Annotated in this window: 12 protein-coding genes; 8 read left to right on the forward strand and 4 right to left on the reverse strand. The window is 45.7% G+C overall.

Annotated features, from left to right (window positions below; all coding sequences use genetic code 11):
* The first annotated feature begins 520 nt into the window (after positions 1 to 520).
* The 3 genes from JFT56_RS17265 (at position 521) to JFT56_RS17275 (ending at position 4,067) form a co-directional block, all read left to right on the forward strand.
* A complete protein-coding gene (locus JFT56_RS17265; protein WP_198781216.1) occupies positions 521 to 1,477 on the forward strand; it encodes a TAXI family TRAP transporter solute-binding subunit in 957 nt (318 codons plus the stop codon).
* 107 nt (positions 1,478 to 1,584) lie between these two features.
* Positions 1,585 to 3,618: a TRAP transporter permease gene (locus JFT56_RS17270; protein ID WP_198781217.1), complete on the forward strand. Its 2,034-nt coding sequence runs from the start codon at positions 1,585 to 1,587 to the stop codon at positions 3,616 to 3,618.
* Between the two features lie 44 nt (positions 3,619 to 3,662).
* Positions 3,663 to 4,067, forward strand: a complete 405-nt coding sequence (locus tag JFT56_RS17275; RefSeq protein ID WP_198781218.1) for a DUF1850 domain-containing protein — start codon at positions 3,663 to 3,665, stop codon at positions 4,065 to 4,067.
* Positions 4,068 to 4,160: 93 nt separating this feature from the next.
* Here JFT56_RS17275 and JFT56_RS17280 read toward each other — a convergent pair whose 3' ends face one another.
* Positions 4,161 to 4,880, reverse strand: coding sequence for a FadR/GntR family transcriptional regulator (locus JFT56_RS17280; protein WP_198781219.1), 720 nt, complete (start codon positions 4,878 to 4,880; stop codon positions 4,161 to 4,163).
* 275 nt (positions 4,881 to 5,155) lie between these two features.
* Here JFT56_RS17280 and JFT56_RS17285 point away from each other — a divergent pair, with 275 nt between their 5' ends.
* The 4 genes from JFT56_RS17285 to JFT56_RS17300 all read left to right on the forward strand — a co-directional run bounded on the left by JFT56_RS17285 (position 5,156) and on the right by JFT56_RS17300 (position 10,786).
* The gene (locus JFT56_RS17285; RefSeq protein ID WP_198781220.1) at positions 5,156 to 6,391 is read left to right on the forward strand and encodes an OprD family outer membrane porin; all 1,236 of its coding nucleotides are present in this window, start codon (positions 5,156 to 5,158) and stop codon (positions 6,389 to 6,391) included.
* Between the two features lie 141 nt (positions 6,392 to 6,532).
* On the forward strand, positions 6,533 to 8,269 hold the full coding sequence (locus JFT56_RS17290) for a tannase/feruloyl esterase family alpha/beta hydrolase (RefSeq protein ID WP_198781221.1): 1,737 nt from the start codon (positions 6,533 to 6,535) through the stop codon (positions 8,267 to 8,269).
* A gap of 435 nt (positions 8,270 to 8,704) precedes the next feature.
* Positions 8,705 to 10,372, forward strand: a complete 1,668-nt coding sequence (locus JFT56_RS17295; RefSeq protein ID WP_198781222.1) for an FAD-binding protein — start codon at positions 8,705 to 8,707, stop codon at positions 10,370 to 10,372.
* A 69-nt stretch (positions 10,373 to 10,441) separates the two neighbouring features.
* Entirely contained in the window at positions 10,442 to 10,786 is a 345-nt protein-coding gene (locus JFT56_RS17300; protein WP_198781223.1) for a cytochrome c3 family protein, read from the forward strand.
* Between the two features lie 88 nt (positions 10,787 to 10,874).
* Here JFT56_RS17300 and JFT56_RS17305 read toward each other — a convergent pair whose 3' ends face one another.
* Complete coding sequence (locus JFT56_RS17305; RefSeq protein WP_198781224.1) at positions 10,875 to 11,852, reverse strand: sensor domain-containing diguanylate cyclase; 978 nt, start codon at positions 11,850 to 11,852, stop codon at positions 10,875 to 10,877.
* 19 nt (positions 11,853 to 11,871) lie between these two features.
* A complete protein-coding gene (locus JFT56_RS17310) occupies positions 11,872 to 12,207 on the reverse strand; it encodes an FKBP-type peptidyl-prolyl cis-trans isomerase (RefSeq protein WP_198781225.1) in 336 nt (111 codons plus the stop codon).
* Between the two features lie 192 nt (positions 12,208 to 12,399).
* On the opposite strand from JFT56_RS17310, the gene trxC reads away from it, so the two are divergent.
* On the forward strand, positions 12,400 to 12,822 hold the full coding sequence (gene trxC, locus JFT56_RS17315; protein WP_198781226.1) for a thioredoxin TrxC: 423 nt from the start codon (positions 12,400 to 12,402) through the stop codon (positions 12,820 to 12,822).
* A gap of 66 nt (positions 12,823 to 12,888) precedes the next feature.
* Here trxC and JFT56_RS17320 read toward each other — a convergent pair whose 3' ends face one another.
* Positions 12,889 to 14,289: a DASS family sodium-coupled anion symporter gene (locus JFT56_RS17320; RefSeq protein ID WP_198781227.1), complete on the reverse strand. Its 1,401-nt coding sequence runs from the start codon at positions 14,287 to 14,289 to the stop codon at positions 12,889 to 12,891.
* Positions 14,290 to 14,782 lie beyond the last annotated feature (493 nt).

Below are 14,782 nucleotides of genomic sequence, written 5' to 3' on the forward strand. Positions count from 1 at the left end.
GTTGCGCATTCGATATCAATAGAGGGTTAACTTATGTTAGCCCTTTTTATATTCTCTTCTATTAGTCTCTAATTAAGCTTAAGCCCTACAAAAACGTCCATTTATCATCTGCACAGTAACAAATTGAAGCGATTGTTTTATAACAGTTAATCCCTAAAAATCCCTGTATTTAAAAATGTCACCTAGACTAAAGCAAAATCTACATTCCGCAGATCTTTTGCTAAGGTATAAAACCGCCATTAACGCGCAAAAACAGACTTAGCGGGATACAGGGTGAACTTGCTTCATTTAGCTTTGCTGGCTAAACAGAGTGCAACATATTAGGGCCGATATTGAGTTAATTACTTGTTAATTAGTCAGTTAAATCGTTCAAAAACCGAAACTCTGAGTGACAAAACAGCATTCAAAGTCTGTATTTTGAGCAGTTTTGGGTATATAAGTAGTAATACTAAAGTCAGCAGTTAACAGAGTCGATTTTAATAGCCCTATATAACACAATAAAAAATAAGGATATTTCAATATGAAAATCAACAAACGTTTTATCGCCGTCGGTACTGCACTGACACTCTCACTCAGCGCTGCCACTATGGCCGCCGCACCCGCATTTATTAATATTCTCACCGGTGGTACTAGCGGTGTTTATTACCCCATAGGTGTTGCCCTATCCCAACTCTACGGTACGGGTATTGAAGGGGCCAAAACCTCAGTTCAAGCGACTAAGGCCTCGGTTGAAAACCTCAACTTGCTTCAGGCGGGTCGTGGGGAGCTAGCTTTAGCACTAGGTGATTCCGTTGCCGCAGCCTACCAAGGGGATGTCGATGCTGGCTTTAAAAAGCCATTAGATAAAATCCGTGTTATTGCCGCAGCTTACCCTAACTATATTCAAATCGTGGCCAATAAAGAGTCTGGCATCAAAACCTTGGCCGATTTAAAAGGCAAGCGTATCTCCGTTGGCGCGCCTAAGTCAGGCACCGAACTCAATGCCAGAGCCATTTTCAAGGCGGCGGGATTAAGTTATGAAGACATGGGCAAAGTGGAATTTTTACCCTATGCCGAATCCGTTGAATTAATCAAAAATCGCCAATTAGACGCGACGTTACAGTCATCGGGCTTAGGTATGGCGGCAATTCGCGATCTTGCGGCGACTATGCCCATTAACTTTGTCGAAGTCCCTGAAGATGTAGTGCTGAAAATCAATAATCCAGCCTATCAGTACGGGGTTATTCCTGCAGCCACCTACGAAGGCCAAACTGCCGATGTGTCCACAGTTGCCATTCAAAACCTATTCGTCACCCAAAGCGGTGTCTCAGATGATTTAGCCTATCAAATGGCAAAAATCATGTTTGAAAACCTAGAGCGTCTAGGCAATGCCCACTCGGCCGCCAAGGCTATTAGCTTAGATAACGCGACTAAAAAGCTACCCGCACCGCTTCACCCTGGTGCTGAGCGTTATTTCAAAGAAGTTGGCGCACTTTAAGCCTGTCATTTTAACCTGTGCGACCGATTCTCCACTTAAGCACTTGAGCTAACACTAAGGCTCAAGTGCTATGTCGCCCTCTGTAGTCTAATGCTGTGAGGCATAATATGAGCGATTCCGAACAAGGCCTTAGCGCCAAGCCCGGCGACTGGCCCAAGGCACTATTTTATACCGCCTTAATTTTCTCTATTTTTCAAATTATTACCGCCGCTTTTCATCCAGTATCGACCCAAGTATTGCGTGCGACCCATGTGGGCTTTTTACTCTTAGTGGTATTTTTAAGTTATCCCGCTGTGGGCAAATCTCGCCCTTGGCAACCCTTAGCTTGGCTGCTTGGCCTTGCTGGTATGGCAACAGCGGCCTACCAATGGATTTTTGAAGCCGATCTGATCCAGCGTTCCGGTGAATTGACCGATGCCGATATGGTGATTGGCGTTGTTTTGATTGTATTAGTCTTTGAAGCCGCACGCCGAGTCATGGGTTGGGCATTGCCGATCATTTGCTGTATTTTCTTGGCCTATGGCTTATTCGGCCAATATCTTCCCGGTGACTTAATGCACCGCGGCTACGGCGTTGATCAGATTATCAATCAGTTATCCTTTGGTACTGAAGGCCTCTATGGTACTCCGACCTATGTTTCGGCAACTTACATCTTCCTATTTATCCTCTTTGGCGCCTTTTTAGAGCAGGCGGGGATGATCCGTCTCTTCACCGATTTTGCGATGGGGTTATTCGGCCACAAGCTTGGCGGCCCCGCAAAAGTTGCCGTGGTCTCTTCCGCTATGATGGGGACTATTACAGGTTCTGGTGTCGCTAACGTAGTCACCACTGGGCAATTTACCATTCCGCTGATGAAACGCTTCGGTTATCGTCCCGCCTTTGCTGGCGGGGTGGAAGCAACTTCGAGTATGGGCAGCCAAATCATGCCACCCATTATGGGGGCAGTGGCTTTTATCATGGCCGAAACCATAAACGTGCCCTTTATCGAAATCGCTAAAGCGGCACTGGTCCCTGCCTTATTGTATTTCTGCTCGGTATTCTGGATGGTACATTTAGAGGCCAAACGCGCCAATCTGTGCGGCCTACCTAAGGATCAATGTCCCGATCCCTGGGCCGCGATTAAGGAACGCTGGTATCTACTTATCCCCTTGTTTATTTTGATTTATCTGCTTTTTTCCGGCAGAACGCCCCTCTTTTCAGGTATGGTCGGTTTAGCACTGACCTCGATTGTTATCTTGGGCTCGGCGATCGTCTTGAGGCTGCCATCAAATGCGATGCGTTTTGCATTTTGGATTGCCCTTGGAGTGCTGTGCGCAGGTTTCTTCCAACTAGGGATTGCGGTGGTATTTGCTGTGATAGCCCTATTAGTAGCGGTATGTTGGTTTATTAATGGCGGCAAAGATACCCTGACAATCTGCTTACATGCTTTGGTGGAAGGAGCACGTCACGCCGTCCCCGTGGGGATAGCGTGTGCCTTAGTGGGCGTGATTATCGGCATAGTGTCACTGACAGGTATCGCCTCAACCTTTGCCAGTTACATTCTGGCGGTAGGGCAAGATAATCTGTTCTTATCCTTAGTGTTAACTATGCTCACTTGTCTGGTATTGGGTATGGGGATCCCGACTATCCCAAACTACATTATCACCAGTTCAATTGCCGCCCCTGCTCTGCTGGATTTAGGCGTGCCCTTGATAGTGTCCCATATGTTTGTGTTCTATTTTGGCATCATGGCCGATCTCACCCCGCCTGTCGCTTTGGCCTGCTTTGCCGCCGCCCCGATTGCCAAAGAATCTGGGCTTAAGATCAGCCTATGGGCGATTCGCATCGCTATTGCCGGCTTTGTGATCCCCTTTATGGCGGTTTACGATCCCGCATTAATGCTACAAAGCGATAGTTGGTTGGCTATCGGTTTTGTGGTGCTTAAAGCGACGGTGGGCATTGGGATTTGGGGCGTGATATTCACGGGTTATCTGCTGCAAAAACTCTATTGGTGGGAAAGGCTGATGGGGTTCCTTGCGGGAGGTAGTTTGATCCTGGCGACCCCACTCAGTGATGAAATAGGTTTTGGGCTTGCCTTGCTGTTTATCGTGCAGCACAGCTGGCGGGCGCGCAAACTTAAGCGCCTTGCAAAACAGGGATAAGCCTTGGAATTACCTGCCATTAATCTGTGGTTAAGGGTAAGCTAATGCTAGGTCTATGTTTAGGCCTAGCAGGCACACTGTGGGCACAAGTGCCCACAGATAATTTCACCCTTGCATGGAATCACAGCATAGAAAAAATCCGCTGGGAAGAAGACTATCACGTCACGCCCCAAGGCTTAGTGTTAGTCGAGGCAAGGGTTAAAGGAACTGGCGCGGGAATGGAAATCCCAGATGATGCTTATCTTAAGAATGGCAGCTGGCATTATCACCCCAAACTACCCGGTTTGCCGGTGCTGCGCTTAGGTCGTACGCCCGAAGCGGGGGACTATGATTTGTGTTTCACAGCTCCCTCGGGCAAGGTTGAATGCCAAGCCATGGACCATTGGATTGGCCCACCGAACAAGCAAGATGCGGCGGTCGAACTGTGGGGTTGCAACTCTGTGCCTTAGGATGCAGTGATAAAAATACCCGTGCATTTAGACGGGTATTTAATCGTTTACGCTGGTGCTTGCTAAAGGATTAAGGGCTTTATCAGCACTCACTTAAGCCTGTTTAAGCATATACTTACGCTCAATTTCTGCTAGGCGTATATTAAAATCTTGCAGATGTGCCAACATTTCGGCTTCAGCTTTCGCCTCATCTTTGGCGATAACAGCTTCGACAATAACATCATGCAAACCTAATGGATGAATTTCATCGGTCGGCGGCTGGAATTTAGTCGTTTGATTACTTAATAAAACCAACAAGGATTTTACGATAGCTTCTAGGAAGCGATTTCCCGACATTTCCGCCAGCACATAATGCACTTGGGATCGTAAAATGACGGTATCAGGATATTCATAGCTGTCATTTTCATGGCTATTAGCCTCTTGTAAGGCTTTCGCTTGCTCTGGAGTGCAATTTTTAGCGGCCATTCTTGCAACTTGGGGCTCAATCAACATTCGTGCCTGGCATAGCTCAGGCAGAGAGAGTTTTCCCATCATAAACAAGTCGTGGCAGGCATCACTCAAACGCTCAAAGGTCAAGTGCTTAACAAATGCACCACCCGTTGCCCCTTGACGAATTTCAACCAATCCACCCGCTTCGAGACTCTTAATTGCTTCCCGAACCACAGTGCGGCTGACCTGAAATAGCTCGATTAATTCACGCTCGGAGGGCAACTTATCGCCCGCCTTATAATCGCCACCTAAAATAGCATTTTTCAGTTGCAGACCGACTTCACTCGAAGCTTTTATCTGCTTAATAGGCTTGAAGATATGCAATTTATTATCTCGGATAAACTCAGTGGCGTCATCCTACCATAAAACCCAACCAATTCAGAAAAAGTACTCCGGTATTTCCTATATTAGTGATTAAAAAATCTTCATTTTTGTTGATCTATGTAACATCTGTACGAATTTCGTAACTAGTTTCTCATATTCATTCTTACTCCGTTGTGGATAATGGTTATACGTCATACATTTCACCTAAAGAGGTTAACACTAGCCTTTTAACTCGCTCGGACCACTCCAAGCGGGCACACAAAAATAAGGAAATGATGATGAACAGATCGTATTTATCTTTACTTGTGCTATCGGTATTAAGCATCCCAGCCATTGCAGATACCAGCATTGATCAAATGTTTAGCCAAGGGACATTAAAGGGCGAACTACGCCTATTCGACTTTACCCGTGACTATGATACGACCAACACCAAACATGACACCTCATTCGGCGGGCTGTTTTACTACAACACTGCAAAGGTAAATGGGATCAGTTTTGGCACTAGCTTCGCGTCGGCAAACCCGATTTGGATCAACGACTCTGATGATGTTTATGGTTTAGTCGCCCGTGATGCCAACGGTGACCATGACGACGTTAACCGCTTACAAGAATATTTTGTCCAAGGCGATTGGTGGAATACTAAATTCAAGCTCGGCGCACAGGAACTGCGCACCCCTATGATGAATCCCCATGATATTCGTGCGATCCCACGGACTTTCCGCGGTTTTTCAGCAGAAAACAAGAGTATCAATAACCTCACACTTTCAGCCCTGTACATTACGGATTCTATGGGCTGGTCGGATAGCAATTTCATCACTGTGAAAGAAGCTGTACAAAACGAATTAGCTAGAGCGGGTATTGTGGCGGATGTCGCCGATAACCCGGTTTATGCCTTAGGGGCTAAATATCAATTGCCCTTTAAGACAGTCCAAACTGAAGCCCATCTTTGGCACTACAGCATGGAAGATGTTTTCAATCAAACCTATGCCAAAGTGAAACTAGCCGCTGATGTTGGTCCAACGAATTTGTACTTAACACCTTCCTATTTAACTCAACAGGCAATAGGTGAAGAAACCGGCGGCCCACTCGATACCTATCAATATGGCTTCCATCTAGGCGCCAAATTGGCGGGGGCAGATCTCACTTATATGTACGCCAAAACCGGGGATGACACAGTGCTGACCCCATGGGGCGATGAAAAAGTGGTCATTCAACAGGTATATCAATCTGCACGGGCGAATGAAGAGGTCAACGCGTTAAAGCTGGCCTATGACTTTGAAAAATTAGGTGCGAGTGGATTAGAAGCCTATGCCTTCTATGGGCAGTACGATGTGCCAGAGGGGACTGCGTCAGATTTTAATGAAACAAACTTTTCAATCGCCTATAAATTTTCAGGCATGTTATCGGGCCTAGGTCTTAAGGCACGTTATGCCATGGTCGATTTTGATCAAAGTGAAGATCTTGACGATCTGCGTTTATATGTCACTTATAAATTTGCCTTAGGTAAATAGTTCACCAGTTTTAACTCCCCTGCACCAAACCTTATACGGGTGTATCAGCCTTGTTCGATACACCCAATTTTTGTACCGCAAAATCACCGATACCCAAGTAAAAGTTGCGGTAAACACTTTGACTTAAGGATTGAGATTATAATGGAAACAAAGAATTACTTACTTATTCCAGCCGTTGCTATGTCATGTTTTTTATTTAGCGGATGTGGAAATAACGATAACGCCGAAACCCCATTACCACAGTTAGCTCAGGCAACACCCGCCACACTGAATCTATGTAGTGAAATTGCGGCACAATATACTTTCAAAAATACTGTGATAACGAATTCACAAATTATTGCGGCAGGAAATGTTCAATATAACGCCACTGAAAGTTACCGAGCACCGGAACATTGTTTAGTGACAGGCTATATGAATGAGAGGATGGGAACTGGCATTGCGGGAGAGACTCGCTATGCCATTGGCTTTGAAATGCGTTTGCCCACTAACTGGAATGGGCGATTTTATTATCAAGCCAACGGTGGTCTCGATGGTTCGGTCGCTAAGGCTGTAGGCCGAATAGTGTTTTCCGCTGGCCCAGATTCTGCCGCCCTCAATGAAGGGTTCGCCGTCATAAGTTCTGATATGGGGCATCCAGCGCCAACCCCTTTCTTTGGTTTAGATCCTCAAGCAAGGCTTGACTATGGTTACAATGCTGTGGCCGAGTTAACGCCAATGGCGAAAGGTTTAATAGAAAAAGTATATGGTAAACAACCTGATAGATCATATTTTGCCGGTTGTTCTAACGGCGGTAGACACACTATGGTCGCGGCCAGTCGTTTTGCCGATATGTACGATGGCTTTCTGGTAGGCAATCCAGGATTTAACTTACCTAAAGCTGCAGTCGCACAAATGTATGGTGTTCAAGAGTATTCAAAGCTGGTTGAATTTGATGGTCCTGATATTTTAGCCACACTACAAACCGCCATTACCCCTGAAGAATTCACTCTCGTTTCCCAAAAAGTCCTCGAGCAGTGTGATGCCCTTGACGGCGTGAGCGATGGCATGATTGCAGATACTTATTCCTGTCAAAAGACCTTTGACCTTGAACGTGATGTTCCAACCTGTTCAAGTGGCAGAGATAATACCTGCTTAACCGCAGAGCAAAAGCAGGTACTCGGCAATATCATGGCTGGCCCCCATAACAGCAAGACAGGTGAAGCCATTTACACTGACTTCCCATACGATGCGGGTATCGGCGCATCTGGTTGGGCTTCCTGGGAATATAACATGGCGCTCAATCGAGACCCTGGTGCCGTTGGCTTTATTTTTAGTTCTCCACCAACCCCCTTTAATGGTGCAACTGAACAATCCAGTTTGGAATTTGTGCAATCATTTAGCATGGATGAAGATGTCCAACGGATCTATGCCACGGATTCGATTTACTCAGAATCGGGCATCGATTTTATGACACCACCCCAGCCAACGGATCTTTCGGCCATAAAAAATCGCGGCGCTAAGATGATGTTGTTCCATGGAACATCTGACCCCGTATTTTCAGCCAATGATACAGTGAACTGGTATAACGAATTAGCCGAGGCCAATGCTGGGCACGCAGAAACCTTCGCCCGTTTATTCCTTATCCCAGGGATGAATCATTGCGGCAGCGGCCCTACCACAGATAAATTTAACATGATCCGCGCATTGGTTGACTGGGTTGAAAAAGGAGTCGAACCCCAAAATATCACGGCTTCAGTGCGCCCTGAAAATGCCGAATTACCCAGTGATTGGTCAAAAAGCAGAACTCGGGTCCTCTGCCCATACCCACAATTCGCAAAATACAATGGTATAGGTAATGTTGAAGATGCCGCCAATTTTACCTGTGTATCACCTAAATAATCCCTAGGGTATTAAAGCCCAAAGGCCACCTCAATATTGTTGAGGTGGCCTACCTCAAATCATGTTTATTTATAAATAGTCCCTATTTGTTAACAACTTAAACATGCATAAAATCAGACGCTCATATTTCCCGCGCCGCCAAACTTATTCATTCAATAAGTCCTATATTAGATTGTTTTTAAAAAGAATAATCACATTCATCGCTCAAAATGCCAGCATTTTGTGAAGCACTGCAAAGATGTAATTAATACCTCTTTTGGTTTATTGTCATATGTCATACATTTAAAGGTATGTTGTTAATGAGGTGAAATTTAATCACTTTCGCACAACTGCATTTTACGTTTTTAAAGCAAGCAAACATATGTGGTTATACATAGATCCAGTGTCGTTGCTATAGGGGAACCTCTTTAGCAATGAGGGCCAAAGGAGTATTAAATGAGTAAAGAATCGAAAGAAATTGATCAATACACTGCTAGCGTCCTTCAAAATGGTATATCTCGAAGAACTTTCCTGACGCGAGCCGCGGTAGGCAGCAGTGGCTTAGCCTTCGCGAGTCTTGGTATGGGTTCTGCTAGCGCTGCACCGATTCAAGTTGGTACTGAATATGGTGAGATTGGTGGCGCAACCTTAGGTTTTCTGCCTAAGCCAAAACCTATTGCTGATAAAGATATTGCGACAACCCAAACCTTTGATGTCGTTGTTGTCGGTGCGGGTGCTTCGGGCGTGCCTGCGGCTCTCTCCGCCAGAGAAAGCGGCGCAAGCGTTGCTTGTTTGCAAAAGCAGGCGATTCCCGTATCCCAGGGCAACACAGGCTCAGGTATTGATCTAAAAAACAGCGACAAATCGGCAATCGAATCCTTAGTGAGCCGTTTGATGGCGGACAACGCCCACCGCTCACACCCAGGTTTACTAAGACAATGGGCCTACAACTCCGGTGAAGCCGTGAATTGGGTTATTGACCGCGTTAAGCAAGGTGGTGGCCAAATTGTTGACCAAGGAACTAAACCGCAACATAGTATTCGCGGCATCGCAGATCAAGGTGATCGTCTAAATTTTGTGACCTCATTCTGCGGTCCTAAACCCTACACCACTGGCGATGCCATTCGTGCATTAGCTAAAACGGCCGAAAAAGCCGGGGTGAAATTCTTCTTTAATACGCCAGCACAGCAGTTAATCCAAGATGAGTCAGGAAAAGTGATTGGGGTTATTGCCCAGACTCGTGATGGTAAGTACCACAAATATATGGCTAAGAAAGGTGTCATCCTGTCTTCCGGTGACTACCAAAATAACCAAGCCATGTGTGACTTCTTCATCCCTGAACTGAAAAACTTTGAACGTAAGCAGATGGACCGCACCGGTGATGGTTTTGCTATGGCCTATTGGGCGGGTGGGGTTATCGAACCCGTTGGCCACACAAAAATGCTCCACGACTTCGATGCAGGTCCAGCCTCAATGTGCGACATGCCATTCCTAGCCGTAAACCGTAAAGGTGAGCGCTTTGTGAATGAAAAGGTCGAGATGTCTTTGATGAATAACTACTTGAAAGATGAGCAGAATGCTGGTCATTACTCCCAAGTATTTGATTCAGACTATATGACACAAGCCAAAGATTGGCCCGGCCACCTCTATTCTCCTGAAGAACTAAAAGTCTACATGCCTGAAGAGCCAGGCGAGAAAAAGGGCGTCTACCCTTCTTTGATCAATACCTATTCAGCTAACACCTTAGAAGAATTGGCCGTGAAACTGGAATGCGATCCAAAAACCTTTGTTGCTAGCGTTAACCGTTACAACGAGTTATGCAAAAAGGGCAAAGATGAGGACTTCGGAAAACCGGCGAGCAAGATGGTGCCAGTACTCAAGCCTCCTTTCTACGGTATCCACCGTCGCATGCGAATTTCAACTATATGCTCAGGTATTCTCGTTAACGAAAATCATCAAGTACTTGATGCCGATGGTAAAGAAATTCCGGGTTTATTCATTGTCGGCAACCTTGGAGCCGGTTTCTATGGTGGCGTTGACTATCCATTGACCGTATTCGGCTTGTCCCTAGGCCGTTGTTATACCTTCGGTTACTTAGCCGGCAAATACGTCGCCAAACTATAGCGCGCAAAGTCATCAAAAATGGAGGCTTCATACTTGGGCATCCAGTTAAATGAACAATGGAATAACACAATGAAGAACTTAACAATTATGCTTTCTCTTGTCTTGAGTATTTTCGCTGGCAGCGCGTTAGCAAAAGACACTGTTCTACTCGATCAAACCCACGCAGCAAAAGGGGTAAAATGTGCCAGTTGCCATGGCAAAGAAGATCGTCAAGCTGTACCCATGCTTAAATGTGTGCAATGCCACAACACAGAAAAGCTAGCGGCAAAAACAGCAGACGTGAAACCAACAAATCCCCATAACAACCGTCACTTCGATACTGAGACAGATTGTGCTAAATGCCACCACGTGCATAAGAAATCTGAAAACTTATGTGTAAGCTGTCATCCACGATTTGACCTAGTGACACCATAAATCGCTGCATCACAGGTAACAGGCTAAATAGCTGCTCCTATAATCTGGAATGGTTATTTAGAGCGAAAAACCACCGCAAGGTGGTTTTTTATTTGGGCGGATGATAGAAGCAATATCCATGCTTTCCTTGGTGTTTCACCCGGTACATGGCGGCATCGGCGCGATCGCAACTTTTAGCAAAACTATCGCCATCGCTAAAAATATCGATCCCAATGCTTAAACCAATTTCCACTTCACAGCCTTCTAGTAGGAATTTTTGTCGATACACATCGAGCAGGGACTGGGCGAGTATCGCTAAAGATCCACTATCGGAGGATGGCAGTAAAATCACAAATTCATCACCCCCTAACCTGGCTATCTGCGCTAATTCACCCGCATGGCACACCAGAGTATGCGCCACGTGCATCAGCAAACTGTCGCCAAACTTATGTCCATAGCGGTCATTAAGCGCTTTAAAACCATCTAGATCGATAAAAAATAATGCCCCGTGGATACCCGAACGCAAGGAGTCATCGAATGCTTTGGCTATGGCTTGGCGATTCATCAAATTCGTTAAAGGATCACTGTGGGCTAAGCGGGCTAAATCCATTTCATAGCGTTTTTCTTGGGTAATATCGATATGGCTGCCCATCATCCGCAGCGGCGTGCCGTCGGCAAGACGCTCAACGATACGCCCCCGGTCGGACACCCAAGTGATGCTGCCATCTTTGTGCAGCATTCGGTGTACTACCTGATAGTAATCGGCCTTACCACTGACATGGTCTTCAAAGGCTTTGATTACCCATTCTTTATCTTCTGGGTGTAATTTGCTTTTCCAGCTGTCGATATGGGCTGCAAGTTCTTCACGACTGAAACCTAATAATTCGCCCCAGCGCATATTAAATATGGTCAAATTCCCACTGGGAATATGCTGTTCCCACAGGCACAGGCCATTACCATCGAGGGCGGCAAACAGTTTTTCTTCGGCACGGCGATTCAACGCCGTTAAATTAGCGTTTTCCCGTTTTAGCTGAGCGATTTCAGCCTGAAGCTGTTTAATCTGTTCCGCTGCGGTATCCGAAGCCACGAAAAATATTTTTCCTTAATTAGTCTCGGGTCAGTACTTCTAATAGCTCAATTTCGAAGGTCAGATCCGAATTGGGTTTAATATGTGCGCCCACTTGACGCTCACCATAGGCCAAATGTGCAGGTACTAACAACTTACGCTTACCGCCGACTTTCATGCCCATAATGCCTTGATCCCAGCCTTTAATCACTCGGCCAGTGCCAATCACACATTGAAATGCCTGACCACGGTCATAGGAGGAATCAAATTGGGTACCGTCCTGCAAAAAGCCGCGGTATTGGGTGGTGATCAACGCGCCCTTTACGGCTGCTTTTCCTTCACCGACAACCAGATCTATTACTTCTAATTCAGTCATTTAATTAATCTCTTACCCTTCACTTAATACAAGTGACTTATCAAAGTGCCTATTCTAGCATCGGTAGGTCAACTTGTCGGCGTGTGTAGGGGATTTTGTGGCTTAGGACGAGTTCACTTGATCCTATCCGCCTTTAAATTCCAGCGATTCATCCCCATATTGAGATTATCCCTCGAGCTTAGGAGCTAGATTATGATTATCGCTTGCCCCCACTGTGACACCTTAAACCGCGTGCCCAAGGAGCGGTTAACTGAGCAGCCGACCTGCGGTAAATGCAAACGCAGTGTGTTTGCCGCGGCGCCCATCGAGCTTACAAGCGCCAATTTTAGCCATCACGCCCATAAGTCAGAATTGCCCTTAGTGGTCGATTTTTGGGCAAGCTGGTGCGGCCCCTGTAAAAGTTTTGCACCTGTTTTTACCGAGGCGGCAAAAGTATGGGAACCCCAATTCCGCTTCGGCAAGATAAATACCGAGGAACAGCAAGCGCTGGCGGCCCAATTTAATATCCGCTCCATTCCGACTTTAATGATTTTCAAGCAAGGGCAACTCCTCGCGCAACAAGCCGGAGCTTTACCTAAATCGGCGTTCGATCAATGGCTAAAGCGCTATAGCTAATTTGTGCTTCGCCCATAAAAATACCCAGCTTAACTGGGTATTTTTATCTGGCTGTATTACTCGCGCTTAAATATCCCAGAAAGTATGGGCAATAATTCCCAGCACTATCATGCTGATAAAGTTGATGATCATACCGACACGCACCATTTCTGACTGTTTAATATGGCCAGAACCGTAAACAATCGCGTTAGGCGGGGTGGCCACTGGCAACATAAAGGCGCAAGAAGCGGCAATACCAATCAGCACAGATAACATCACAGGTGATACCCCTAATGCCTCGGCAATCGCTGCAAATACAGGCACTAACAGGGCAGCACTCGCCGTATTACTGGCAAATTCCGTCAGCATCACCACAAAGGCGATCACCGCAAAAACGAACAGCGACATATGGGTACTGCCAAAAATGTCGGTCATCCAATGGGCGAGGAACACGCTTGTGCCCGTACTTTTAAGCACAGCACTTAAGGTCAAACCGCCACCAAATAGGATCAACACGCCCCAATCAGTGGTCGATTCAATCTTCTTCCAACCCACTAGCCCTAAACCTGCCAGCAACACGACTGCACCGAGGGCAACGATAGTATCAAACTGGGTAATTCCGCCGAGGGCATTTGCAAGCGGCACACTGAAAATCCAGCAACAGACGGTCGCAAGGAAGATAACCAGAGTCAGTTTTCCTTGGAAAGTCAGCTTTTGATCTTCAAGTGCAAGCTCGCATTTAGCCGACAAGTCAGGCTTAAAATACCAATAGAGCGCGATAAGCATCATAGGCAGCATTAAGACAACGGTTGGAATACCAAACTTCAGCCAATCGCTAAAACTTAACCCCACCTGCGCCGCGGCAATCGCGTTTGGCGGGCTGCCGACTAAAGTACCAATACCGCCAATGTTGGCAGAATAGGCAATGCCTAGCAGTAAAAAAACATAGGTGCTGTGGTAGGTTTTACGGTCCAACTGCTGCAAAATTCCCAGTGCTAAGGGCAACATCATCGCCGTGGTCGCGGTATTACTGATCCACATGGACAGCAGCGCCGTTACCCCAAACAACATTAAACAGGCAATGCTCAATTTACCTTTAGAGGCCAGCAGCAATTTTTGGGCGATCAAGGTATCAATCTTTTGATGATGCAATGCAGCGGCAAGCACAAAACCGCCGAAAAACAGATAGATAATTGGATTAGCAAAGTTACTCATGGCCTCCTTGGTTTCAAATACCCCAAAGAACACGGCCAAAATAGGCACTAAAATCGCGGTAATACTGATATGAATCGCTTCGGTTAACCACAGAATGGCCGCAAATACTAAGATCGCAAGACCCGTATTGACGCCTTGATCGAAGGGTAATCCGTAATACAAGGCGAATAGCAGCAAAATATCTGCGATTAAGATCAGCATTTTTTGCTTTTCGAGCCCGTTATTTACGGGTGAATGATTGGGTGGAACCGACGTTGATTGCACTAAAGACATGGTGACTACCTTAATACCATTATTTTTTTAGGCAAATTTAGGGCATAGATCACATCATGCAAAGCAGTTTATTTTGTACTTTTGCGACAATACCACAACAAAACCTAGGACCAAAAGCGCAAAAATGCCATTTTAGCGATAAAAATCACCTGTTTTTGATCTAAGGGAATGAACAAAACTTTCAAACGAATAAAAATAGCGCAAAACCTTGATAAAGCTGTAATTGAATAAATGTTTAAAACTGTGACATAGATCAAATTAGGTTTTTAAATCGAGTGATAAAGGCTTAACTTAAGCTTAATAACGCCCTTTAATATAAAACGCTAATAAACGATAAAAAAACCAGAGAATACCCCAAACAAAAAGCACCAATCCATTGCAAATAAATAACATTTAACCTCCATTATCTATATGAATAATAAACACAAATATTATTCACCACCTCAGTCAATCTAACTCACTTTACCCCGTGCACAATCCGGCCTAAAGTCGC

It is taken from the genome of Shewanella putrefaciens (assembly GCF_016406305.1).
GTDB lineage: Bacteria > Pseudomonadota > Gammaproteobacteria > Enterobacterales > Shewanellaceae > Shewanella > Shewanella putrefaciens_C.